The sequence below is a fragment of the Amycolatopsis sp. PS_44_ISF1 genome, from assembly GCF_032335455.1.
Taxonomy (GTDB): domain Bacteria; phylum Actinomycetota; class Actinomycetes; order Mycobacteriales; family Pseudonocardiaceae; genus Amycolatopsis.
In genome coordinates, this window is record NZ_JANUXO010000005.1 from 295,573 (window position 1) to 320,831 (window position 25,259).

18 protein-coding genes and 2 pseudogenes are annotated in these 25,259 nt (G+C 67.2%); 12 read left to right on the top strand and 8 right to left on the bottom strand.

Features of this window, described 5'->3' with window-relative positions:
* Positions 1–319: 319 nt before the first annotated feature.
* The gene (locus NYF13_RS34845; protein WP_315662325.1) at positions 320–646 is read right to left on the bottom strand and encodes a pilin; all 327 of its coding nucleotides are present in this window, start codon (positions 644–646) and stop codon (positions 320–322) included.
* Between the two features lie 197 nt (positions 647–843).
* On the bottom strand, positions 844–2,040 hold the full coding sequence (locus NYF13_RS34850) for a sigma-70 family RNA polymerase sigma factor (RefSeq protein WP_315662326.1): 1,197 nt from the start codon (positions 2,038–2,040) through the stop codon (positions 844–846).
* Between the two features lie 393 nt (positions 2,041–2,433).
* Here NYF13_RS34850 and NYF13_RS34855 point away from each other — a divergent pair, with 393 nt between their 5' ends.
* The 3 genes and pseudogenes from NYF13_RS34855 to NYF13_RS34865 form a co-directional block, all read left to right on the top strand.
* Positions 2,434–3,513 carry a hypothetical protein gene (locus tag NYF13_RS34855; protein WP_315662328.1) on the top strand — a complete coding sequence of 360 codons (1,080 nt, stop codon included), beginning with the start codon at positions 2,434–2,436 and terminating at the stop codon, positions 3,511–3,513.
* Positions 3,514–3,581: 68 nt separating this feature from the next.
* Positions 3,582–4,685 (top strand): DNA methyltransferase, encoded by a 1,104-nt coding sequence (locus NYF13_RS34860; RefSeq protein ID WP_315662330.1) that lies wholly within the window; start codon positions 3,582–3,584, stop codon positions 4,683–4,685.
* Between the two features lie 234 nt (positions 4,686–4,919).
* A pseudogene (locus NYF13_RS34865) lies at positions 4,920–5,420 on the top strand (DNA cytosine methyltransferase); the annotation flags it as partial.
* A 159-nt stretch (positions 5,421–5,579) separates the two neighbouring features.
* Here NYF13_RS34865 and NYF13_RS34870 read toward each other — a convergent pair.
* Entirely contained in the window at positions 5,580–5,720 is a 141-nt protein-coding gene (locus NYF13_RS34870; RefSeq protein WP_315662513.1) for a hypothetical protein, read from the bottom strand.
* 451 nt (positions 5,721–6,171) lie between these two features.
* On the opposite strand from NYF13_RS34870, the gene NYF13_RS34875 reads away from it, so the two are divergent.
* The 4 genes from NYF13_RS34875 to NYF13_RS34890 all read left to right on the top strand — a co-directional run bounded on the left by NYF13_RS34875 (position 6,172) and on the right by NYF13_RS34890 (position 9,144).
* Entirely contained in the window at positions 6,172–6,654 is a 483-nt protein-coding gene (locus tag NYF13_RS34875) for a hypothetical protein (protein ID WP_315662331.1), read from the top strand.
* Positions 6,655–6,924: 270 nt separating this feature from the next.
* A complete protein-coding gene (locus NYF13_RS34880) occupies positions 6,925–7,485 on the top strand; it encodes a hypothetical protein (protein ID WP_315662332.1) in 561 nt (186 codons plus the stop codon).
* A complete protein-coding gene (locus tag NYF13_RS34885; RefSeq protein WP_315662333.1) occupies positions 7,482–7,817 on the top strand; it encodes a helix-turn-helix domain-containing protein in 336 nt (111 codons plus the stop codon). Before NYF13_RS34880 ends, NYF13_RS34885 begins: the two co-directional genes overlap by 4 nt.
* A gap of 124 nt (positions 7,818–7,941) precedes the next feature.
* On the top strand, positions 7,942–9,144 hold the full coding sequence (locus NYF13_RS34890; protein WP_315662334.1) for a tyrosine-type recombinase/integrase: 1,203 nt from the start codon (positions 7,942–7,944) through the stop codon (positions 9,142–9,144).
* A 297-nt stretch (positions 9,145–9,441) separates the two neighbouring features.
* Here NYF13_RS34890 and NYF13_RS36875 read toward each other — a convergent pair whose 3' ends face one another.
* From NYF13_RS36875 to NYF13_RS34905, 4 genes and pseudogenes are all read right to left on the bottom strand, one after another.
* Complete coding sequence (locus NYF13_RS36875) at positions 9,442–9,666, bottom strand: integrase core domain-containing protein (RefSeq protein ID WP_396287842.1); 225 nt, start codon at positions 9,664–9,666, stop codon at positions 9,442–9,444.
* Positions 9,641–10,318 (bottom strand): annotated as a pseudogene (locus tag NYF13_RS34895) (IS3 family transposase); the annotation flags it as partial. The gene NYF13_RS36875 and the pseudogene NYF13_RS34895, both read right to left, overlap by 26 nt.
* On the bottom strand, positions 10,294–10,575 hold the full coding sequence (locus tag NYF13_RS34900; protein WP_315662338.1) for a transposase: 282 nt from the start codon (positions 10,573–10,575) through the stop codon (positions 10,294–10,296). The pseudogene NYF13_RS34895 and the gene NYF13_RS34900, both read right to left, overlap by 25 nt.
* Before the next feature lie 434 nt (positions 10,576–11,009).
* Positions 11,010–14,162, bottom strand: coding sequence for a BTAD domain-containing putative transcriptional regulator (locus NYF13_RS34905; RefSeq protein WP_315662339.1), 3,153 nt, complete (start codon positions 14,160–14,162; stop codon positions 11,010–11,012).
* Between the two features lie 352 nt (positions 14,163–14,514).
* Here NYF13_RS34905 and NYF13_RS34910 point away from each other — a divergent pair, with 352 nt between their 5' ends.
* The 5 genes from NYF13_RS34910 to NYF13_RS34930 all read left to right on the top strand — a co-directional run bounded on the left by NYF13_RS34910 (position 14,515) and on the right by NYF13_RS34930 (position 23,957).
* Positions 14,515–16,110, top strand: a complete 1,596-nt coding sequence (locus NYF13_RS34910; protein WP_315662340.1) for a PD-(D/E)XK nuclease family protein — start codon at positions 14,515–14,517, stop codon at positions 16,108–16,110.
* Positions 16,110–17,276, top strand: coding sequence for a hypothetical protein (locus NYF13_RS34915; protein WP_315662341.1), 1,167 nt, complete (start codon positions 16,110–16,112; stop codon positions 17,274–17,276). The genes NYF13_RS34910 and NYF13_RS34915 overlap by 1 nt, the downstream gene beginning before the upstream one ends.
* The gene (locus tag NYF13_RS34920) at positions 17,269–20,724 is read left to right on the top strand and encodes a hypothetical protein (protein ID WP_315662343.1); all 3,456 of its coding nucleotides are present in this window, start codon (positions 17,269–17,271) and stop codon (positions 20,722–20,724) included. The genes NYF13_RS34915 and NYF13_RS34920 overlap by 8 nt, the downstream gene beginning before the upstream one ends.
* A gap of 37 nt (positions 20,725–20,761) precedes the next feature.
* Entirely contained in the window at positions 20,762–23,536 is a 2,775-nt protein-coding gene (locus NYF13_RS34925; RefSeq protein WP_315662345.1) for a pPIWI_RE module domain-containing protein, read from the top strand.
* Between the two features lie 139 nt (positions 23,537–23,675).
* The gene (locus tag NYF13_RS34930) at positions 23,676–23,957 is read left to right on the top strand and encodes a hypothetical protein (protein WP_315662346.1); all 282 of its coding nucleotides are present in this window, start codon (positions 23,676–23,678) and stop codon (positions 23,955–23,957) included.
* Positions 23,958–24,276: 319 nt separating this feature from the next.
* Here the strand turns inward: NYF13_RS34930 and NYF13_RS34935 are convergent, their stop codons facing one another.
* Complete coding sequence (locus NYF13_RS34935) at positions 24,277–25,005, bottom strand: hypothetical protein (RefSeq protein WP_315662347.1); 729 nt, start codon at positions 25,003–25,005, stop codon at positions 24,277–24,279.
* Positions 25,006–25,259 lie beyond the last annotated feature (254 nt).

Sequence of the window (25,259 nt, forward strand, 5' to 3'; positions counted from 1 at the left end):
GGCAGCGGCAGCACAGGCGGTTGCGCGAGCCCGGGGGCAGCTGAGGCTGTGAGCGAGAGTCCAGTGACGGCCACCAGCAGCGGCACCAGCACCGTGAGCGCGCGAGCCCACCGCCGTGGCGGCATCCAGGGGCCGCGTCCGCACCGGCGCCTCGCCGGGGCGGTGGGTGCGCCGACCGCGAGCCTCTGGCCGTCACCGGTGCCGGAACCCGCACAGGTACGGCCCGGCGCAATGGTCTGCGCAGGACACGCCACAGGCATCGCCGTACAACGATGGGCTGGTCCGGGCAGCAGGGCGGAGGGCGTGGGGTGGTGCGGGTTCACTGGAACCCTCCGACGATGCCCCGGAGGATCTCGACCACCAGCGGGGCGAGGGCGGCGAGCAGGATGCCGATGCCGGCGGACTTGAAGCTGCCTTTGGCCTTCTCGATCTCCCCGGGATCACCGGCGGCCATCACGTAACGCAGGCCGCCGATGGTCAGAAACACCGCGGCGACCGCGGCGAGAATCCCCATGATCCAGTTGCGGATGTTGGTGAGGACCTCGTCGACGCTCTTGGCGAGCGCGAGGACCTGGACGGTCTCCGCCCGCGCGACCGACGAGGACACCAGCAGCCCGGCGACGACCAGCCACCCCAGCAGCAGCACGGCACGGCGGCGGTCCGCGTCCCGCCGTGGCCGCCGCCGCGCGGGTAAGCCCGTGCCGGCGCGGCGCGCGCAGCGACTCCCGGCGCGGCGCGTAGGCGCGGTCGCGGGTCGGGGAGGTACCAGTCGCCGCGGCAGAGCGAGGTCCGGGGAACCGTGGCGGCGTGAGGGCGCCGAGTGCAGACGGCGGCGGGGCGGGATCAGTCGCATGAGCGGGCCTCCTGGACGGGCGCAGGATGTTCGGCGGGGATGGTCGAGCGGCGGCGGGGAATTGGGTGTGCGAGCAGCCGGCTCCCGCGTGCGCTAACTCCGGATTCCAGGCCGTTCGGAGACACCGGCCGGACGAATTTCTTGGCCAATCCTGGGCTCACGCGTGTGACGGTGCGTAACCGCATGCGATGGGTCGGGGAGAGCCGCACAGCCGGATGCCGGGGCCCGCGCAGATGGCCGCGACCGCTGGCGCCCGGCGCCGGAGTGGCGGTGTCGTCGGCCGGTTCGGTCAGGTGGCGGGCCAGGCGCTGCTCGGCGCGATGGCGGGCCTGCTGGGTCGTCCTGTAGGACTGGCCGCGCGCGCGTGCGGCCTCGATCAGCGACAGTTCCCCGAAGCGGGTGGCCGAGATCAGCGCGGCCTCGTCGGTCGTGATGACGCTCGCGCGCACGGCGGTCACGAGCACGAGGTCGGGGTGCCCGCCCGGGCGGTGCGGCGGGGCGGAGCGGAACCCGGAGTCCTCAACGGGCGCCGGTGCGTCGAGGGCTTCGCGCAGCGCGATGTAGCCAGCGCGGTAGGCCGCCCAGCGCAGCCGGACCAGGATCGCCGGCGGGGCCAGATCTACCTCGCCGAGCCCGTGGAGGAACCCCGTCAGGACGGCGGCGTGGATGTCGTGCTTGTCGCCGCGGAACCGGTTGGTCAGCTGCGCGGCGACGGGCAGCAGGACCGGCATCGCCAGCCCGACGCACGCCATCGTCCACGTGCTGCCCTCCGCGCGCGCCCGGGTGATCAGGTAAGTCCACGCCGCGTCCCGGGTGGCCTGAGTGCAGCCCGTGGCCAGCAGCAGCGCCCCGAGCTCGTCCAGCGGTACCGGGCGCGCGGGCAGCCCGAGGATCGAGGCGCCGTCCACGCACACGGGATGTGGGCCGGTCACCAGCCACTCGAAGGTGCCGGCGGCCACGTCGAACACCCCGCCTTCCCCGGCGTGACCACCGCTGCGGCGAAGGGAGAAAACGCCTGACCCGGAATCGGTTTCCGGCAACGACACGTCCATGGTGACCACTCCTGATGAAGGCAGATTCAGTGCTGCCGTCAGGAACTCATCTGAGGCGCCTCGGAAACGCCTCAAAACCGCATCCGAAACGTCTCTGAATCGCATCAAAAGCGCCTCAAATGCAATCGGCTGCACGGTCCTGGACGTCGGCAACCGTGGGCTCCGGGTCGGTCGGCTGCGCTCGCGGGGCGCCGCGAAGTATGCCTTTGAGCTGGAATGATGCTCGGCATTGAGTCGGTAACCAAGGGGCGCCTCAACGGCCTCGGCTGGCAGCCCGGGCGGCGGGATGGGTGTTGGTCTTTTCGTCGGAGATTTCGCGAGTAATTTCGCGATTCCTTCACCAATCGGCAAAACCTGACTATTCCTCTGCGTTTCGACTAGGCGTAGTCGGATTCGTCGAACCACAATCGTGGAAGTTTGTGAATTTTCTGGGTTCGGGTGTCTCCAAACAGCGCTTTTTGCGGAGTTAGCCGGTGATCGCATCGACCGCCGGCCCCGCACCGGTGGCCTCGCCTGAGGAGGCTTCTCATGACCCAGCGCGCGCAGTCCCCGGACGGCCGTCCGGGCCGCCGGACGGACTCGGCTCGCCCGCCCCGGACCCGGCGCGGCGGCGACCGCGCTCCCTACCCCGGAGCCCGCACCCGAACCACCGCGGCGAACACCCGCGCGCCCGCGCGCCCCGAGGGCCCGCCGGCCCCGTCGCGCCGACGCCCGCCGTCCTCGCCAACAGTGCCGACCCCGGCCACCGTGTGGACCTGCGGACCCGAGCCGATCGACGCCCACGCACCGTGGCCGGTGCCGATCGTCGAGACGATCACCGGGGCGTTCACCAGCCCCGGCGCGCACGTCGTCCTGGTCGACGTCGATCCCTCACCGGCCACGGCCACGAGCCCCGAAGTTGGCGGCGCCCCGACGGACCATGAGGCGTCGGTGGCGGCGGCGCGGGAGGCGGTCCAGGCGCTCGACCGCACTGCCGCCACGATCACCTTCGACACGCGCGCGGAGGATTCCGCCAGGGCGTCGCGGCCGTTCTGGGCGAGGCTTGTCACCGACGCGGCCGACCCGTGCGCGGCCCTCGCCGGGGCACCGTCGATCCCCGAGCGCACCGGCGCCCCCGACCGCGCGGGCGGACCGGTACCGGGGCTCGGCGGGGGCGTGAATCTGGTGCTCGTATCCCTGCCCGCCCACGCCGCCGAGACCGTGCCGCTGGACCGGCTCGCGCTGCTGGCGGCGGGCACGCTGCGCCGTGGCGGCATCGTCGCGGTGTACACCCACAGTGACTGGACACAGGGGACGCTGGCCGATCCGACCGGCGCGATCGTGGCCGCTTGCCAGCACGCCGATCTGCTCTACCTGCAGCACATCGTCGCCTTGCACACCCCCGTCGAACAGGGCCGTCTGCGCGCCGCGCCGGGCGCAGCGGTGGCCGCCGAGTACGACCGTGCCCGGCAGCGCGCGGCGGTGCGCGGCCTGCCTGCCCCGCACCTGCGCGCGCACGGCGATGTCCTCATCTTCGCGCAGCCCACCGATCCCGGCGCGCCGCCACCCGCGAGTGGCCGGGCAACCGCGATGACCGGCGACACGCCTGGTATCGGCGGTGGCCGGTGACCCCGCTCTCGCCGCGCCCAGCCGCTTCTCCGCCGGCCGCCCCCACTGCTGCGAAAGGCGCCACGCTCATGTCCCACCAGCATTCCCTGGCATCGACCACCACCGCTGCGACCGGTCCCGCCGCTCGTGGCGTCGATGAGCCGACCGTGCCGATCTCGCGCGCGCTCATCGACGCCCTCGACGCCGCCGGCACCACGGCAGAGCCGCTACCCCAGTCCGCAGACGTCCCGGCTTCCCCGGCCGGCACAACCTGCGGGACTGCGTTCGGTGAGTTGCCGCTGTCGGTGTGGGCGACCGCGCAGACCTCCCCGGCCGCGCAGCGCAAGGGCCGCTACACGGCCGACTCGACTGCGCATCCGGCGAAGATGCTCCCGGCCGTGGCCGCACACGCCATCCGCGTCTACACCCGTCCCGGGGAGCTGGTGCTCGACCCGATGGCCGGGTCCGGCACCACGCTGGTGGAAGCGATCGACGCCAGGCGCCGGGCGGTCGGGGTGGAGTACGAGCCGCACTGGGTCGCCGTCGCCCGCGCGAACCTTGAGCTGGCCCGGGAACGCGGTCACGACCACGAGGCGGACGTCGTGCACGGCGACGCGCGACAGCTGCCGTTCCTGCTGCCCGAGAAATACCGGGGCCAGGTCGCGCTGGTGCTCACCTCACCGCCCTACGGGCCCTCCACCCACGGGCAGGTCGTCACCGCCACCACCGACTCGGACGACGGGAAGGTGCGTAAGTACCACCACCGCTACGGCTCCGCCCTGGACCGGGGCAACCTGGCCAACGTCGGCCACCACCGATTGCTGGCGGGGTTCACCCGCATCCTGACCGGGTGCGCGGCCGTGCTGCGCCCGGGCGGGCACGTCGCGATCACCGTGCGGCCGTGGCGCGAGCACTCCGAGCTGATCGACCTGCCCTCCCAGATCGTCGCCTGCGGCCGGGCCGCCGGACTGGTGCCGGTGGAACGGTGCGTCGCGCTGCTGGCCCGCGTCGCGGAGGACGATCTCGTCGTCCGGGGCAGCTTTTTCCAGCGGGACTTCATCCGCAAACAGCGCGAGCACGGCTTGCCGCTGCACCTGATCGCCCACGAGGACGTCATCGTGCTGCGCCGCCCGCTCGAGCCCACCGCCACCCCAGAGCCCTCCGCGCAGGACGGTCAGGAGCGGCTGTCATGAGCGCTCAAGCACGATGCACGGACTGCGGATGGAACGCCCGATACCGCCGCCCCGCCGCCGCTGACCGCGCCGCAGCCCGTCACCGCTGCGCGGTCGTCACGAAACGGCCACGGCAGGAGCGGCAGCGCCGAACAGCGACCGACCACGAGGTCTCCGTGCAGACCGGCTCGGTGCCACTGCGACAGGCACGCAGCACCGCGTGCGGTTGTCTTCCACCAGCTAGGGGGGCGGGCGATGAACTCACCTTACCCTGACCCTGCGCGCGAGATCGCCGTGGGACACGGTCCTTTGCAGTTCGTCGCGACCGAGGGCCCGGTGATCGGGTCCTTGTGTACCGGGCTGGCCGGTCTCGACCTCGGGGTCGCGGCCGTGCTCGGCGGCCGGATCGCCTGGTACTGCGAAGTCGACCCGCACGCCGCCACGATCCTCGCCGCCCGCGTACCGGGCGTGGCGAACCTTGGCGACCTACGCGCGGTCGACTTCACCTCCGTGCAGCCGGTCGAGGTGCTCACCGCGGGTTTTCCCTGTCAGGACATCTCCGCGGCCGGTCGGCGCGCGGGTATCGAGAAAGGCGCGCGCAGTGGATTGTGGAGCAGCGTCCTGGACGCCATTCGCGTACTTCGACCCCGCCTCGTCGTCGTGGAGAATGTCGCCGCCCTCCGCTGGAAAAACGGCGGCCTCGACCGTGTACTCGCAGGGCTGGCCGAAGCGGGGTATGACGCGGTCTGGCGTTGCGTACGAGCCGCCGACATCGGCGCCGCCCACCGGCGTGAGCGGGTGTTCCTGTGTGCCGTCCCCCAGCCGGGACGGGATGCGGATGATGCCGACCCCGCAGGCCCGCGACGGGGAACCGCGCGGACCGGTCGACCCGGCGCGGCGGCGCGCGGGCGGGCATCAGGTGAACCTCAACGACGCGGTCGAATCGGTGAGCCGGGCGGCGCAGCTGTTGCCGACGCCGACGGCGGCGGACTCCCGGTCGTCGGCGATCCAGACCGAGCGCAATCTGGGCCGGCCGATTCCGGCCGGGTGTGTCACGCTGACCGACTCGGTACGTCTGCTGCCGACTCCGACCGCGTCGGACGCGAAGAACTGCTCCCACGATACCCACGACGGAGGACCGTCTCTGCCCGACCGCGTCCGCACGCTCAGCACGCCGCCAACACCGACGGACGCAACGTGTTGCGCAGCAACGCAAACTCGGGGGGGGGGGGGGGCTTCGTAGCTGTCTTTCCCCGGGAGCTTGGGGCCCTGCTGCCGACACCGACCGCGCACGACGGTTCTTCCAACGGAATCTCCGCTGCCACACGACAAGGAGGCCCGTCCCTCTTGGACACGTTACGACTCCTGCCTACCCCGCGTGCGACCGACGGGACAAAAGGCTGCCCCGCGCAGCGCGGCTCGAAGGGCGACCTGATGCTGCCCTCGGTCGTCATCGCCGTCACCACGCCCACGCCGACAACCCGGGTGCGGAAGGAGGCGAGTGATCGTGGCACGCGTATCGCGCGTTCGCCGCGCCGCACGCGGTGAGTCCGGCCTTGTGGACTGGGGGGAGTACGCCGCCGCCGTGCACCGCTGGGAACTCGCCACCGGCAGGCCGGCGCCCTACCCGACCCAGCCCGGGCGGCACGGACGTCCCGTGCTCGCGCCGCCGTTCGTCGAGTGGCTCATGGGCCTGCCCCCGGGCTGGAGCACGGCCGCGTACCTCGACCTGCCCCGCACCGCGCAACTGCGCGCCCTGGGCAACGGCGTCATGCCCCAGCAAGCCGCGCACGCCCTCCGCCTCCTGCTGGACGACCTGACCCACCTGCACCGTCCATGCTGCCACCCGCCGGCCAGCACGACATGGCACACGAAGGACCGCGCGGGCCGACCGGCCCCGGCGCGCGGTGGTTCGACGCACCCGCCTCGTGCCGCCCGGACCTTGGCCACCGAGCGCGGTCGGCGCAGCGGTACTCGCTCGCGCCGCTGAACTCGTGACGCTCCGGGGTGCGAGGACACCACCGATCCCGCCCTGGAGCGCCACGCTCCACCCGCCGCTCAGATTCTCTCTGCTCAACTTGCCGAAGGGGCCCTTCGCCATGCCCACACACAGCAGGACTCGCCACCTCGCCACCTCGCCACGCGGGTGCGCCGCTGGGTCCGCACAGCCCGCCACCGTCTCCGGCTGTGGTACCAGCGGCCACCGACCCGGGCACTCACTCGCTACGGGCCCTGCCCTGTCCAGCCTGCCCGGCATCCGGTGACGCGGCGGTCGGCCGAGGCGATCGCCGTCCTGATCCGCAAAGGCTGGAACGTTCACCACCCGCCATATGGCTACACCACGATGACCGAGGCCGGGGTACAGAGCCGACGCGGAACTCCCCGCACCCGCCTGACCCCGAACCCGCGCCACGCCGCGGTGGTGCAGGACATCTTCTACTGGCGCGAGGTCACCGGCCTCTCGGTCGAGCACCTCACCGCCCGCGTCGACGCCGACCCCGGCCGCTACCCACCGCCCGGAATCCACACCGCCTGGCCGCCCGCAGCGGTGATCGCGGTCCTGACCAACATCAAGTACGCCGACTACCAGCCCACCGGCACCCGCGATGAACACGGCGCCTTCGGTCCCGTCGAGCAGCGGGTGCCCTCCGACCAGCCCGTGCACCGCGCCCTGATCACGTCGGCCCTGTTCTGGGCAGCCCAGAACCCCACGACCAGCATGCAGCAGATTCCACATCACCTTGTACGCCGGGGACATCGTGGCGGCGGTCCGGTAACCGAGAAGGCAAATGTCGGTTGCTCTCGGAAGGAACTGACATGATCGCACGTGGGATCCCGTTGACAACCCGCATTGGCGACTACCAGCGAAGCCACGAATCCTGCGACGCCTCGTTTGACCGGAGCGTCCAGCCGCCGAGTACACAGCTGCTCTACACGCCCTCGCAAGCGGCTGAGCTTCTCGCCATAGGCGAGTCCTGGTTACGGCGCAAAGCGGGGACGCAGTCGATCCCGCGCACCTACGTCGGTAAGCATCTGCGATTTTCCCATGCCGACCTGGAAGAGATCGTCGCTGCCGGACAGCGTTCTGGTGCCACGCGTGCAGGGCGCGGCAGCGGACGATCACGTCGCACGCGCCGAAACACTACGCGATGACGCTCGAGGCTTTTTCCCTCCGCCACGAGGTTCTTCGTGGCCGGTGCTTCCCCTCTGTCCGCAGCGGAGCGTCCATGGACGTCGCCCTACTGATGACCCCCACACCACAGCGAAGGAGTTCATGATGCCATGGGTTGAACCAAGCGGTCAGGGGAGCTGGCGCGTCCGGTTCCGTCGTGAAGACGGATCGGTCGCGTCGCTTCCTGGTTTCGCCTCGCAGGCCGACGCGAACGACCACATCGACGAGATGATCGTGAGCCAGCGGAAAGGAACCTGGATCGATCCGTTCGCCGGCCAGACCACAGTCGCGGAGTACGCGCCCAAGTGGCTGGACTCGCTCGACATCGACCAGAGGACCGAAGAGAACTACCAATGCTTCATCAACAAGCACATCGTCCCGAAGTGGGGAACGACAGCGCTGGACGCAGTCACCAACCTCGCGGTCCGGGGATGGGAGAAGACACTGCGGGCGGCGAAGCTCGCCAAGACCACAGTCGACAGCATCATCAAGTGCTTCTCCCTCATGCTGTCCGACGCGGTGGGCGAGTTCATTGGCGCGAACCCGATCCAGCCACGCCGCCGGGGCCGCCGCCGACGAGCGTACAAACGCACGCCCCGGAAGGTGTGGGCCGAACCCGGCGAAGTGCTGGCCGTGGCAGACCAGGTCGCATTGAGGTACGGGCCAGAGGGAGCCGTGCTGGTGGTGACGGCGGCGTGGACAGGCGCACGCTGGGGCGAGCTCATCGGGCTGCAGCGGCACAACCTCCACCTGTTCGACGACAACACGGGCGTGATGATCCTGGATCCCGACGTCGGTGCACTGCACGAGCCGAACAAGGGCGACCTGTACCTGGGACCACTGAAGACCGAGGAGTCAGCCCGGGAGATCACCTTGCCAACGTTCCTGGTCATCATGCTCAGAGCACACCTGCTCAGCCACCAGCACCCGCACGTATTCGTCACCCCGCAAAAGCAGCTGCACCGGCGCAGCAACTTCTCCCGCCGAGCGTTCCGCCCAGCGGCAGACGGCAACGCCCGTATCCCAAACCCTGAAGTACGGCTCCTGCCTGTCAAGCCAGGCCTGACCTTCCACGGCCTACGGCACAGCCACAAGACCTGGATGATCGACGACGGCATCGCCGAGATCGCCCAAGCCCTCCGCCTAGGGCACATTCTCGGGGATAAGGTCCGGGAGACCTATTCCCACGTTGCTGCCGCCATGGAGGCGCGGCTTATCGCTGGACTTCAGACCCGCTGGGAGAAGGCGGTCACTGACCGTCCAGCTGATGCACCGCATACTCGGTGGCGGGAGCTCGCTGTGGCCTGATCTCGCCGAGCCGTGCCGATCCTCCGGGGACCGCGACCGTCACCGCAAGAACGCAAACGCAGAGGCGCCCAGTTGAGTGCCGGATACCTCTGCGGCCTACTTCGCCGACGGTGATCAACTTGTGGCCGCGCTTCCCTCAGCTGCCGATCAATCGAGCATTCGCCAGGTAGTCGACGCACCGAGAAGTTGTATGTCAAATTGTCAACGCGTGCTTCACTTCCACTCGGTGATGGCGTCATACGGCTACGCGGTGCTGCGCGAGTGTTGAGGTTGCTCCCGATAACCGGACGCCGGGTTTCATGTTGCGGGGGCGAGGTTTTGACGATAGCCGAGTGTTAAATGTAGGCGGTGTTGGTTGTCATAGCCGAGGTAGGCGAACACTGCTTGTCGGGCCTCGTCGCGGGTGGACCAGATGGTGGTCCTGATTTCGGTCTTGGGTGTGGCAAAGAACGATTCCGCGACCGTGTTGTCGAAACATGATCCGGACCCGGCCCGTCGAGGGGCGTATGCCGTATTCGGCAAGCGTGGAACGGAACCGCTGAGAGGTGTATTGCGGTCCGCGGTCGGCGTGGAAGACCGGGTCCGGACAGGTCAGGCCACGTCGGACCGTGAGAATGATCGCGTCGCGGACCAGGTCGGCGCGAATGTGGCCGGCCATCGCGTGGCCGACGACCTCGCGGGTGTGCAGGTCGATCACGGTGGCGAGGTAGAGCCATCCCTGCTGGGTGGGCAGATAGGTGATGTCGCCGACCAGTCGCCGGCCCGGTGCTGGGGCGGTGAAGTCTCGGCCGATGAGGTCCGGCGTCGGTGCCGCCACAGGGTCTTGCCTGGTCAGTGATCGGCGGCGGCGTCGGGTGAGACCGATGACCCGGCGTTCCCGCATGATCCGCCCGACGCGTTTGTGGTTGTCCTGTCGGCCTCGTCGATGCAGTTCGGCGGTGACCCGCGGACGGCCGTAGGCGCCCCGGTGACCGGCGTGGACCTCGGTGATCTCCTCGGCCAGGCGTTCGTCGTCGGCGACGCGTGCCTGCCTGGCCGGGGCGGCGGCAAGCCATTCGCAGAAACCTGGACGTCGCATGCCCAGGGCTCTGCACAGCCGGGTGACGCTGAAGAAGGCACGGTGTTCGGAGATGAACCGGTAGCTGCGGGTCAACGACCCATCTCCTTGGCACAATAGGCGGCTGCCTTGCGCAAGATGTCCTTCTCCAGCTCCAGTTCCGCCACCCGCTTGCGCAGCGCCAGCAACTCCCCCCGGCCCGCGGTGCCGCCGGGCTCGGCCGGGGTGCGTTCAGCGGTGCGGACCCAGTTGCGCAGGGTCTCGTGGGTGACGCCCAGCTCGCGGGCCACCTGCCGCAACGGTCGGTCCGAAGAGCGGGCCAGCTCGACCGCGTCCCTGCGGAACTGCCCGGGATACTTCGACTTGCCTGACACGGGCACATCCTTCCCCAGAACGCTGTCTGGGATCAGAGTGTCCGGCTCAAAGGGACAACCTCAGACGAGATCCTGCCCCACACCACCCGTCAACGAACCTCAGACGCGCGACACTAGGTAGTAGGGTGAGGGCGGAGTTCTTCGATATGGGGAAGTCGCGTTCGGTGCCGTGGCATCGTCGCCCGGAGGCTGCTCGCCGAGCTGAAAGACCCGACGCGCGTGGTCTGGGGTGGTAGGAGGGGTGACTGTCTTGACTGCCAAAGGTCTGCTTGTAGGGAAGAACGGCGTCGCGGTCCCGGCTCGGCATCAATGCTAGCGCATCAGGCCGCCACCGCAGCGAGCGGCCTGCCACTCGCGGTACGGGCTGACCGAGCCGCCTAAATGTCCGCTTGTAGGCGGGCCTTGCATGTCGGAATTGGTAACTGTATGACGAACTACATAATTGAGGTTCTCAGTGCTGCGCGGCCATGAAGTTGGCGTGTGCGTTTCGCTTCGGTAATCTCGTCTTTAATTTTACGGTGGCTCACTTTGGCTTGAGAGAGATGGTCCAAGGCGCGACTGGTTCCTTCCAGGATAGCGATATGCCGCCCGATCCCCTGGAGGGCTCGGGCCTCTTCGGCCCGCAAGCCTGAGTGTCGCGCATGGCTGAGAGCCTCGCGATGCAGCTTGAGGGTTTCGCGAGAAGGAGAGCTGGTAATCGCAAGTTCGCCAAGGCTGTTGAGCGACTCGGCTATCCCGATCGAATTCCCCAGCTGAAGGTATAAGTCGTACGCGCGTCGGAGGACTTCCCTGGCTGGATCCAGCTTCCCCGACTTGCGATGAAGTTCACCGAGCTGGTACAGGCTGTGTGCAAGACCCAGGTCGTTGTTCAGGTCAATGAACATATCTTTAGCTGCGAGCAATGTCTCAAGCGACATTGAATATTCGCCATCCGCGCACTGCAGTTGCCCGATGTCGATCAGGGTTTGCGCCTGGCCAATCTTGTCTCGAAGATCGGTAAATATAGAATAAGCTCGATTTAGCTCGATTTTCGCAAGCTGGCGCTCTCCGGTGAGGTAGTGGGCGTGTCCGATATTGTTGAGTGCCAAGGCTTCGCAAAGTCGATCGTTAATAGAGATGGCGATCTGGTGGGCTTCGGTGAGTTGCTCCACTGCCAGGGTGTAGTGACCAGTTAGGTAGTGGACTTGACCGATGTCTACCTGTGCATGCGCCATCCCTCTTCGGTTTTCTAATTTGGCGTATAGGTCGTAAGACTTGGTGAGGATTTCGGTTGCGCTTTCAACGCTTCCCGCAAGATAGCGCATTCGGCCCAATTGATGCAATGTCAGGGCTTGGCCTGCCGTGTCGTCAAGATGGGCAAAAAGTCGCTGCGCGCGACTGAAGCTATCTATGGCTCCTGGGTAGTCATCGATCAAGACCTGTGTATGGCCAAGTCGATTCAGGACCAAGGCTTCACTCGCTGCATCCCCTGAGGTATGTGTCATGGAGAGCGCTGCTTCGTGCAGTGTTAGTGCGAGTCGCCACAGGCCGCGAGTTCGGAGGAATGGAAACAGGAATCCTGAGACTGCGACGAGGTTGATCAGGTTGCTCCGCCGTGACGCATTGCTTATGCAGGAAGCTATGTTGTTGTAGTCGGCCTCTAGCCAGTGGTGTGCACCTTGAGGGGTTGAAATTTCAGGTACAGAGAAGGATGTCGAATCGGTTATGGGCGGCAGGGGCGTGAGAGAAGTAGGAAAGTGTCGATTGGCCCGAGCGCACGCATGAAGGTAGTACGCGACGACCCGATCGACTGCATGATCGCGATCGGTCCCCGAGTCATACTGCGTTGCTAGCGTCTGGGCGAAGTGCCGGACAAGGTCATGACACCGGTATCGCCCAGGCGCTGGTTCCTCGATGAGGTGGTCCGTGTACAGGGTATCGAGCTGGCTGGCAGTTGTCGAGACGTCAGTGTCGTTTAGCGCCGCGGCGGCGTAGATATCGATATCGGCGCCTGGATGCGTTCCGAAGCGTCGGAATAGTCGCTGCAAACTGGGGGACAGACTCTGGTAGGAGAGATCGAATGCGGTCGCGACGTCGAGGTTCTCCGCGCGCAGTTCGGTGAGTCTGTCCCGTGTGTTGGCCACCTTGTCGGTGAGGTAGCGCAGAGTCCATGTCGAGTGGTGGCGCAGGCGGCCGGCCAGGAGCGTGATGGCCAGCGGTAGGTATCCGCAAATTTCGACGAGTACGAGTATCAGCTCCGAATCGTCCTCGCGTGTCCGTGATACCCGTTTGAAGAGGTCATGGGCATCGGCCGGCGACAAGACGTCAAGAGAAAGGGATTCGGCATCCTCAATGGCCTCGAGGCGTCGGCGGCTGGTGATCAGCACTAACGACGCGACCGAGGCAGGCAGAAGCGGCTGTACGTGGCGGTGGTCGGCTGCGTTGTCCAGGACCACCAAGATGGCCTTGTCGGCCATGAGTTGCCGCCACACCGCGGAGCGGCTGGCCAGATCCGCAGGGATCGCCTCTGGCTCGAGCCCCGCCGCGGTCAGCAGGGCGCTCAACGCGTCTGCGGTATCGAGTGGTTCCTGGCCCGGAGTGTGTGCCTGGAGGTTGAGGAAGAACTGCCCGTCTCGAAATCGGTGTGCTATCTGGTGAGCTATGTGTACCGCGAGTGCGGTCTTGCCGACTCCGGGCATGCCGTCGATTGTGCACACACCGGTCATGGCCTGCCCGTAGTCATCTTCGTCGAGACCCCCCAGCGGCCCGTGCACAAGCTGCTGGACGTACTCCTCGCGGCCAGTGAAGGACCGTGGCTGGGCGGGCAACATCCTGGGGGCCGTGGCAAGGGCTGGCTGCGACCTGATGGTCGCTAGCGCAGGTGCGTCGGCGTCGCTGGTGAGGATTCGCTGATGGAGGAGCTGCAGCGCCGGGCTGGGATCAGTACCCAGCTCGTCGACAAGGCGGCGGCGCAGCTGTGCGTAGTGCTCCAGCGCTCGGGCTCGGCTACCACTGCGGTCCAGGGCGAGCATCCACTGGCCAGCTAGCCGCTCGTCCAACGAATGCTCATCGATCTGGGCAGCGAGAGCAGCCAGCGACACTGATTGCCCAGGAATCCGCAGTGCCAAGTCGTTGCGGTCCAGCATCGCCGCGTGGTATCGCCGCTGTGCCCGTCCTCGCATCTCAGTGAACCACTCAGTGTCAGGTTCGCTCGGCATCGGGCCTCGCCACAACGACAACGCCTCGTCGAGTAGCTCCAAGGCGCGGTGGTCATCACTTCTGGCGGCGTGCGTGACGAGATCGTCGAACCTATGCAGGTCTACGCGGAGAGGATCCACACGTAGTGAGTACCCGCGGTCCTTCACAATTGACATCTCGCCGATACCGGCAAGGGCGCGCTTCAGTCGTGAGACGTAGCTGTACAGCGCGTCAACAGGCCGGTGTGGGGCGAACTCGCCCCACACCCGATCGACGAGCTGGGCAACGCTGACCGGCCGATTCGCGTCGACCAGCAGCGCAGCCAGGACGCTGCGCTGACGCGCGTGACCCACCTCGACATGCTCCCCGTCGAGGACCACGTCGGTGGCACCGAGGATGCGGAACTCCACCGGCATGAGTGTGCGACCTCCCTTGTCCGGCGACTCCGCGCGGAGCCGTGACCAGAGCATTCCAGGTTTGCAGCAGGTTTGTTCACGGTTCACAGCGAATGGTCTGTCCTGGCGGTCCGGCACGGGGGACGGACCGCCACACATCAACACCGTCGAAGGGAATCCGCATGTTGTACTCGTACCGCCGATACGCCGCCGAAAGGGTGACCGTCGGGCCAAACCTTAGGCGCCCGGCACGTCAAATATTAACGTCCGAGAACACCGCGAGTGGACGTCACCTGAACCTCACCCGCGCATGCGGCGAAAAGTGAGGAGCTTCGTGACAACGCAACAATGGAATATTCCACCCGGTATGGCAGGAAGCGCGGACCTCATTCGCATCGGTACTGGCGCGGTAGGCGACGACGACCTGAACTGCCCCTCCTTCACCGGCGTCAAAGTCCGGCCCCAGATCAGACCCCGCACCCGTGTCAACAGCCTCCGGCCTCGCCTGGAGACCTTCGCGCTCGACCCGGTGATGACAGCGCTCAACCGCTTCGAACTCGATCACTGGGATCTCGATAAGGCGCTCGCCGAGATCGGCACTGCCGGCAAGCCCTGCCATCCGGGCACCGTGACCTTCGCCCGCCACGCCGTCCGCTCCTACCTCGACGCCGCCGCATCCACCGCCACCGTGCTGACGCCTGTCCGCGACTGGTGGGTGGTCCAGAAAGCCCAGACCCGCACCTGGGAGCTCTACGCCTGGGGACGCCGCTACCAATCCGCAGACGGACGCCACCGCGAACTCAGACTCCTGCGCTTCGGTGACGCCAGCTCCCGGCCACGTGACCTCACCCAGGTCGCGATCGCCGCGTTCTCCGCGGCGTTCGGCGCCCCCGCTCCGTGGCCCGATCCCTGGTCGACAAGGTTTCAGACCGGCGCCCACCAGAACATCGACCACGTCCGGATCGTCGATGTCGGCCTTCTCGACGGCTCCGAGGTCGTCCGGTTCGACGGCACCCCCGCAGACGCGGAAACCTTCTTCGCCTCCCACGGACGTACGCAGATCCAACGTATCGCCGAGGGCGGCCCCGCGCACCCCGGATCGTCCTGCCCCGAGTGCAAGCAACTGACCAGTTGCACCACACTGCCGCGGATCCCCGGAGTACTCGGCCTCCCGGCTAAACGAGCACCACAACGCGTCGTGTCGGCCAGCGACCTGCGCTACTACCGCACGTGCCCAGCACAAGCACACCTGCGGTCGGTACACCTGCCTCGCGACGGCGAATACAGCGACGAAGCCGTCCTCGGCCAAGCCGTCCATGCCTGGCTGGAGAACCTCCACACCAGCGGGGCACCGTGCGACCGCGACGCGATGCCGACCGGGGACGAGCCCTGGTCAGCCGGCCGATGGACAGTCAGCGGCGAACACGCGCGAATCGGCGCACAGATGCTACGCCACCACCCAGACGTGTGCGCCCTACGCCACAACGACACCGTTACCGAGGTGCGAATCGAACCACGCCTCACTGTGCACGACACCGCAGCACACGCCGTGGTCATCGCCAAGCCCGACATGCTCTACCTCGACGACGGCGCCTGGGTGTGGCGGGAAGTCAAGACCACCCAGAAACGACGCTGGTTCCACACCGACCTGCTCGATGAGTTCCCGCAGCTCGCGCTCGCGGTGTCGTTCCTGGCCGAGGGCGTCCTGGGCGGGGACACCACCAGCTCCCGCATCGAGCTGGAAGTACTACGCCCCACCGGCCCCGACATCGACTGGATCGACCCCACGGACCCCGAACGTGTCGCCAAAGCCCGCACAGTCCTGCGTGAGCTGGCCCAGCCATGGCGCGACGACGAGACCTTCGACGCCCGGCCGGGCCGAAACTGTCGGTGGTGTCCGGTATCTAGATGGTGCCCGAGCTTTCCCGGCCCGGGTCCGTCTAGTGAGGGAGACGACCTCTGATGGTCAGACCCAGCCCCGCCGCGGGTATTGCGTTCTTCGACGGGGAGACGCTGGTGCGGATGATCGCGACCGCCGTCGTCACCCTGTCCCGGCAACACGCCCCGCGCAACCCCGTCTACGACGACACCGTCCAGGGCGCGTTCAACCACCTCGTCCTGCGCTGCCTGAGTCAAGGCGTCACCCCGCCCGCCAGCATCCCCGGCATGGCGCGCTGGGCAGCGCACAAACCGCTACGGGACTGGCCCCTCGGACTGCCCGACGAGCTTGAGGCATCCGACGGGTACCTCGTCGACGCCGGCACCCACGCGCCCACACAGCAATGCCTGGAATGGGTCGTCTCCGCACCCGATCCCGCCGCCGAGCAGTTCGAGAACCAGCTCATGCTCGGCGCCATCGGCGAATGCCGCGTCGCGAAGGCCCCTGAGTCCTACAGCGCGTTCCGCCGCCTGCTCATCACCCGACCTGTCCTGACCGGGACCGAACGCGCACTCCTGGGCGAGGACCTGGACTTGAGCCTGCTCGTCGAGACGATCAAGAGATCCTACGAACCAGCGTCGGCTGCGTACCTGCGCGACGGGGTCTACGCGCAATGCGCGCGCTGCCATTGCCTGCTCGTACCGCTCGAGCACGGCGGATACCGCTGCGAGCTCGACCGGTGCCGCCGAGACACCCGCCCCGTCGTCGGACGCACCCTGGACCCCGCACGCAGTGGCGGGGTCTACCAGCTCACCCGCCCACTCCGCATGTTCATCACCGGCCCAGGCCTCGCCGAAGTCGACCTCGAGACCGCCTTGACGAGCAAAAAACTCATGCCCGACATGTGGCCGAACTTCGACGCCTACGACCTGCGCATCACCCTGCCGAACCGGCAAGTCTGGGCGATCGACGTCAAGGACCGCGCCAACCCCGCGTTCCTCGGCCGCGGCACACAACCCTTCCGCGCCGACCCGCCCTTCGACCGCGCATTCCTCGTGGTGCCTCAATACCGCCTCGACGAACGCGAGGCCTACACCCGGATCTTCACCCACCACCTCCCCGACTCCCTCCGAGGCCGCGTGCAGCTGCTTTCGGACCAGGAGTTCCTCCGACGCCTCAGCACAGAGCTGCGCAAGATCCGCCGAGCCTGCGCCGACCCCGCCACGTCCGAAGGGCAGACCCATGCGTGACCGCAGCCGCTGGCACCGCCCGCTGCTCGCCCAGCTCACTGACCGATGGCCCGACCACCTGACATCGTTCACCCCGGGCGATCTGCTCGACGTGGAACTGGGGCTGTATCTGCTCGCCACCGTCATGCCGACCCGCTGCGCGGCAGATGCATGGACACTGTTCGGCGGCTACCCCTACAGCGAGGCCTTCGGCGACGTCCGCGCCGACAACCAGCGATTCCGTATCCACCGGGCGCGCCACTACCTCTGGGACATGCGCCGCCGCCGCGAATGGCGCCTCGCCGTCGAGGCCTATCTCGCTGTCCCCGTCGAGCTGCGCGGCTACGCACTCACCGACCTCGACTCCGTGCCTCAACGCCGCTCACCAGCGCGGGCGGCCAGCCGCTTCACCACCTACGAAGAAGTCCTGACCTCAGCACCCCGCTTCGAACGCAAACCCCTGCCCATCGCCGGCGCAGGGGAGTACCAGTTCCAAGTCCGAGACCGCCGATTCTCCGTGACCTTCACCGACGACCTCCTGCCCGGCCCCGCGCCCCATCCGCACGACCTCACCGCACCACCGCGGGGCGCCGGCGCCCCGATCGACGTCACATGGACGCAACTCCAACACGCCGCGACCACGATGGACGGCATCGAAGCCCGCACCCCTGGCAGCAAGCAACACGACTGGGCGAATCGGCTCGCCCGGGTCACACTCCTGCTGCGCGACGACAGCAAAGGCAAATTCGTCGACAGCGACATCCTGAGCATCGACGGACTGCTCAACATGGTGGGCATGGTCGGCGCGGGAAAATCGACCCTGCGCGACATCCTCGCGTTCTGGGTCGCCACCGAAACCGGACGGCGGATCACCATCGTCGTCGGGGACGTCGCGGACACCCTCGCCGTCGTCCAGCAATTCCGCCAGCTCGGAGTGGACGCAGCGCCGATCCTGGGGCACTCCACCCGCGAACGCAACATCGAGCGGCTTCATCGGCGCACCGCCACTGCCGGCGCTCCCACGATGCTCGCTCACGACGACCCGAGCTTCGACTATCTCAGCAGCGCCTGCCCCCTCGACGCGCTACGTGGGCTGGAAGCGCCCCGGCCGCTGCGCATCGGGGAAGCCCCGTGCCTGTCGCTCTACCCCGTCGCGAAGACCACACCGGTCTCCGCCTCGGCCACCTTGACCGACACTCCAGAGGACACAGCCTCTTCGGAGAGGGACGGGACCCGGCCGAAACGTCATGCGTGCCCGCTGTGGACCCAGTGCCCACGCCACCACGCTGCCCGCGCACTCGTCGATGCCCAGATCTGGGTCGCCACACCCGCCGGCCTCGTGCACAGCGGCATCCCGCAGCACCTGCACGCCGAACGGATGCGCTACCTCGAACTCGCCTGCCGCCTGAGCGACCTCGTCATCGTCGACGAAGCCGACCGGGTCCAGATGCAACTCGATACCGCATTCGCTCCTGCCACCACGCTCGTCGGCAAATTGCCGAACTCCTGGCTCGACGAGGTCGCCAGCCACAAGGTCGGCGAGCTCGCCCGGCAGGGACGACTGCAACTCTCCGCGCGTGAGGTCGACGACTGGATCAACGCCGTCAACACCGTCAGCAGCGCAACAGACCGCCTCTACGCGTTGCTGATCCAGGATCCACCGCTGCGGACGTGGATCACCGAGGACTACTTCAGCGCTCTGACGCTGCACCAATGGCTGATAAACGCGTGGTTCCCTGAACTCAAAGCCGACGCTCCCGCCGACGCCATGCCCGCGGGCACGACTCGAGAGGAACGCGAACGCGCCATTGCCAGGGTCGACCAGATCCTCGACCGGTTCCGCGACGAACCCCTCCAAGAACTCGCCGACGACGACTTCGAGGACACCGGGACCATCAACGAGCTGGTCCACCTCGCCCTTGAGCTGCTTCACGCGCCCCGCGGCTCCACCACCCGGCAACGCCTGCGCGCAGCGCTGCTCACGCTGGTCGAAGACGATCCCCGTGTCGTCGCCGACCTCGACACCCATGCGACCCGCTTCGAGTTCACCCTCCTGCTCGCAGCCCTGCACCACCGGCTCAACCACATGACGACCCTCTGGCAGCGCGTCGAGGCCGCGCTCAACCTCGAAGCCACTTCCAACGTCCTCTCCCGCCGCCCACCCAAGGACTACGAACCGGTTCTCCCCGAATCACCCATGGGCAATGTCCTGGGCTTCCAGTTCCAGCTCGGTGACCGTAATCGCGACGGCGACCAGAGCGGTGAACTTCGGTTCTTCCGCTGTGGGGGCGTAGGCCGGGAACTGCTTCTCGGGTTGGCCTCGATGCCGGCCATCGACAATCGTCCGGGCCCGAACGTGCTGCTCATGTCCGCGACCAGCTGGGCAGGAACCTCCAGCCGCTACCACATCCAGGCCCCCGTCGGCGCAGTTCTGCGGCCCCACACCGAGGAGGTCCAGGCCGTCCTGGACACCGACTTTCGCAAAGAGTTTCTCTACTGGCCGGGGACGTCCACCGCGCTGCGGCTCTCGGGCAGTGGTACCGAGCGGCGGCCGCTGGTCCTGACCCAGATGCTGCACCAGCTCGCCGTTCCCGACCGCAGCCTCGCTGGCTCTACCAGCATGTTCGACGATGAACTCGCCGACATCGACGACCTTGACCGCCGCAGGATCCTCCTGCTCGTCGGCAGCTACGCCGAAGCAAAATGGGCCGCCGAGTACCTCAATTCCATCCCCGAATGGGCCGGTCGGATCACTCAGCTGGTCTCCGACGACGCCGATCTCGACAACGCCTGGACTGCGTTGCCGCGTGACTCCGCGGTCGGGACACTGCGGCGCGGGGATGTAGCGACTTTCGCCGGCACCGGAGGCGACATCCTCGTGGCACCGCTGCTGGCAGTCGAACGGGGCCACAACATCGTCGTGCCCGGCGGCAAAGCCGCCATCGGCAGTGTGTACTTCCTGGCCAGGCCCCATCCCCGCCCTGACGACATCACCCTGGCAATCCAGGCCATCAACGACTGGGCCGTGCGGCAAGTCCGCGGACCAGGCGGGGAGTTCCGCCAAGCCGCTCTCGCCGCCGGCACGCCGGACCTCGCCGGCCTCGCGTTCCGCCGCGAAGCCCGCAGGAAGTGGAACCGCTTCCTCACCCGCCAGCTGTCCTGGACCAGCCTTCCGCCCGAGGAGAAAGAGGCGTTCACCTGGGATCAGCTCGTCGTGATGTGGCAGGTCATCGGCCGCCTCGTCCGAGGCGGCGTCGCCGCACGGGTCGTGTTCGTCGATGCGGCGTTCTCACCACGCGAGGCCGGGCTCAACGCTGTCGACACTCCCGCCACCAGCCTCCTCGAGAGCATGCGCGAGGTCCTGGCCCCCTACTTCGACGACGATTCACCGCTTCCTGACATCGACAAGTCCCTGGTCACCGCGCTCTATGAACCGCTGCACCGAGCGCTCACCGGCATCGACCGCTAAACCACCATCCACCTCCCTGAGCAGGAAGACCTCACCTGTGGCCTACAACAACATCCAAACCGCCGCCTTCGTCCACAACCCCGACTCCGGCCCGCTCCACACCACCCTCTCCACACTCGCGTTCCCCGCGGCATGGCGAACGCCCATCCTCGATCTCTACCGGCACGGCAGGTCCGAGGCTGCCCAGGCTAAGATCAAAAGCGTTCCGATCAGTAACCTCAACACCGTCATGCGCGCTGTTGCACCCGACCTGATGACCGTCGATGCCTCAGCGTCGTTCGACGAAAGCAAGCCCTGGCTCTACGCCGACGCCCCGTACCCGCAGCCGGTGATGGGCAGCTTGATCAACGCCTGGCTCCGTGCTCTGCGTCCCAGTCCCGAGGCCTACCCGCTGTTCCGGGACACTGTGCGCGCGCTCGACACCCATGCGCTGCAGTGGAAGACCACCGACATCGACCTGCTCGAACAGACCTTGTCCGATGGCGGCACCGCCATCCCCGCGAACAGGCTGTTCCGCCTTGTCCCGGAGATGCTGGCCGCACGGATCGAGCAATTCCAGCCCTACGAGCACGGCGGACAAGCCTTGTCCTTCCGGCGCGTGGCCGTCGATACGCGCGCGCAAGGCGCTGAGCTGATGTCCTGGCCACCACTGGAGCACCACGTGAGGGCCAAGGGCGGTGGAACGCGAGTGTGGTTCTACTCGGCCGTCATCCGGCTCAATCTCCGCACAGTGCCGTTCTCTCCGACGCCGAGGATCCACATCAGCACCAGCATCCGCCGATGGGTCAGCGGACCGGTGTCCATGCCGGCACGAGCCGGAGTGGCGACCTACCTCCTGGCTAAGAACTCCCTCGTCGCTGGCGGAGCCTCACCTGGCCGGTTCGCCGTGGCGCACCTCGAGTGGGATCACAAGACAGGCAAGATCGGGTGGAAACGCGGTGGCCCCGAAGGCATCCTCAGCACGATCTCCGCGGTGGAGAACCTGCCGGCAGCCGACGTGTTCGCCAAAGAGCCGGAGAGGTGGATCCACGGCCGCGACGACCTCACCGCAGCCGTCGCTTTCCACACCAGGATGAGATGGCACGGCGTCAATGCCGGCCTGATGCCGAGTGAACGGCGCCGGCTGACCGAATGGGCCGCCCAAGCCCTCGCCCCCGACTTCGTCGCCCTGCAACCGCTGCAACGCAGCGGGATCAAGAAACAGAACCCCCGCCGCACGCTCGAAGCGAACGCCTCCGTCCCAAAGGAAGCCACAGAGCTGAAACTCGCTGAGGTCGCGGCGCACAATGTCGGCATCACCGGCCGCAACGCTGACAAGCGGCGAACGCTGACCGCAGCCGCAGTCGGGGAATCCGGACTCACCGCCGTGATGCTGTACCAGACCGACGCGATGCGTACACACCTGATCAACGCCATCGAGACCAATCTCGGGCTCTCCACCCACCGAACCCACGCCGGCCCCGAACACTGGTCCTGGCAGTCCCCAGAACTCACCCTGACCCTGCATACACAGCCACTGGGAGCGCTGGGAGCACCACTGGGCACCGACGACAAGGCACCTCGGCGCGGCGAGCAGCACGACACCGCCATCAACGACCGCCGCACGGCAGTAGCGGCGATGCTCGCCGAGCTTAGAGAGGCGCGTGCCGATCGACCGCAACTGGCGTTCGTCGAGCTCGAAGGGCTCGACGTCTTCACCAAGCGCACGACAGACCCGAAGTTCGCCATCCGGCTCGGTTGCGTCGACGCCGGCATGGTCAGCCAGTTCGTCCGACCCCGCGACCCCGAGGCCACCGATGACGAGGACGACTCCGCGTTCCGCGCTGCAGCGGCTTGGTCCGACGGACTCCGGCAGGTCGGCATGCGATTCGTCCCGGAACACTCCCTCGGCCAAGCCATTCCCGACCAGCTCAACCAGCTGGCTTTCTGGATGGTCAAGCGCCGCGCCGACGGCCTCAATCGCCGACCGCAGTTCACCCCCGTCGCGGTCCTGATCCGGCCCGGCCAGAACTGCATCATGGGGCGCACCGCAGACATGGACGAATGGGTGCCCTACCCTGACTTGCTCAAAGACCTGACCGGCCGGGTACGCCCGCACGAGCTGGCCAGCGAGGCCGACCAAACCGCGGCCGTCGCGGTCTTCATCAAGAAGACCCTCTCGACCATGCGCAGCGTGCCGACACTCCTCGTCGTCCACGCCCAGAACACCCGCAACCGGTGGCCCTGGCTGCAGAACAACGGGCTGGTCGCCGACAGAATTCAGATCGGCAGCGGACCCCTGCAACGACTCGGACTTCTGGGTAAGCGCCTGCGTATTGTGCGCGTCGCCGAGGGGGAGCGCGCCGAGACACCGCAGTGGTGGGCTCCGAAACCCGGGGGTAAGGGAGGTCTGTCGAAAGGCCTCTGGGCGCCGCAGGCAGCAGAGGGGGAGATCGGTCGGGTCTTCTACAGCACCAGCGAGAAGGCCAGCACTCACCCGATCGCCGTCGACGCCAGCAAGCTGTCCCCGCACATCACCGATGCCGGCGTACCGGTCATCAAGGCCAACAAGAACGCGTGGAACCCGGATCTTCTCGAGTACACCGTCGCTGGTCTCCAGGACGGCGACGAGGCCGAGATCTGGGCGATGTACCTGCACCAGCAGCGCCTCCCCGACGACTATCGCGACGACCTCAAGCTGCCGCTCATCCTGCACCTGGCGGAGCTGACGCTGCAGTACGCGCTGCCCTACGACGACGCAGACCAGCTGGACGACGCCGTCGAGGACGACGCCGACACCGCAGTGTCCAGTCCCCGCGTCCAAGTCTCGTAAACGATGCGTTGTCACGACGGCAGAGATTTCCGCAGTACACAACCTCGACGAACCCGCAGCAGCATGGTCGCAGCCCCCGAAGGGCGCCGGCGCATCGGCTTGCGGACTAATGGCCCTGCGGCGGGTACGTGGCTGGTGCGTGTTCGGCTATGAGGTCGGCACGGCGACGGGCCGACTCGAAGTTGGCCGCAGAACGCATCATCGACGGGAGTTCACACGAGCTGCATTCGCCCATCTCGCCGGTCAAGTCGAGCAGCTGATCGCCGACTACCAGTCCGGCGCGACGGTGTACGACCTTGGCGGTCCGGCGAACCGCAGCGAACATGCGCGCGATAGCACGGGACTGCCCGGTGACGAACTCGACGGCTGGGATGAAGTTGCCAGGGTCTCGGTCGATTCATCTCTGAGGAGTCGGCGATGACTTGGTCTGATTGCCGGTGGAGGTCCAGGTGGGGGGCTCGGTAGTAACTCCGTTCAGTGAGGTGCGTTCTGAATGCCCTGATTGCAGGACCATGAGGTCATTCGTCAGCCGGGCGAGCGTGGCTGTCGATTGTGGCGGCTTGCCAGGGCGCACGTGGCTACTGACCCGATGCCGGCTAGTGGCCAGCCTGCGATGGCTACGAGTGTGAGGACAAAGGCGGCGAAAACGAGGACCAGTACGAGTAGGCGGCGGAATCGTCGACGGTCGCGGAGGCAGCTGTCCACGATGTCCCGCCATGAGGGCGGCTCTTGGGCGTGGTTCACCGTCGTGCCTCGTCCGGCGTGGTGCGATTCTTGCTGGGAAAGTACTCGGATATGAGAATGTCGTGTACTTCGAGCGTCAGGCGCGCTTTGCGGAGTCGGACTTCCGCGTGCGTCTCGGTTGACTTCGTGGCGCGGGCGTCGAGGATTCCGATGATGGGGTGTGTAAGCGCTCGGGCTACATCACGTGCTGGTACCGCGCCATAGCCGCCCCATCGAAGTGTCCAGTGGTGTTCGCCGCCCCACAGTTGGGTGAAGTCGGACCCACTTTGCTCTCGGAAGGGCCGTGACATGGGGTCCCTGACCAGCCAGCCGACTGCCCAGCCCTCTTTGTCGCTTTGACATGTGAGCCGCGCAACCAAGCCGGCGAGCAGGTCCACCGTGTCCTTCTGCATCGGAGGGATCGCGTCGAGGGTGTTGCGCTCTTGCGCGTCTAGGGCGGCGTCCTGTCGCAGGCGTCGCCACTTAGTGGGGTAGAACCACGGTGGTGTTCGCTGCTTGGGCGTCTCGGGGTCGTGATAGCGGATCCGCAAGAGGGCGCCGGTGGGGAGATGCGTCATCAGCAGGGCATCGCCGGATCCCTCCACCGCCAGGGGGCGCAACCCGGGGATGCCGTGGCCCGAGCCGTTGGGAGTGCCGACGAGGCATTGGACCAGGTGATCGGGTAGATCAGAGAGGATGCTGAGGTCGTCATATTGCGGTGAGACGACGACGTCGCTCCATCCCACTCGTGAGACTCCCGAGTGAGCGATGAGCTGAGCGTCCCCGGCGATCCTGAGGTGAGGTGGCACGTCTGGAGTGTTGAGCAAGAAGGGTGCTGCGAATGCGCGGAATCGCTTTTGGGCAGGTTTGCAGGTGTCCAGTCCCAGTGCTGGCGGCGTAGTCCCGTGACTGATACGCGGGATGGCTCGTGCTGCGAGTGAGCGGGGCTCTTGTGTGAGTGGCCTGCGGAGGTCAGCGAAGCGCAGACGGGACGTTTCAG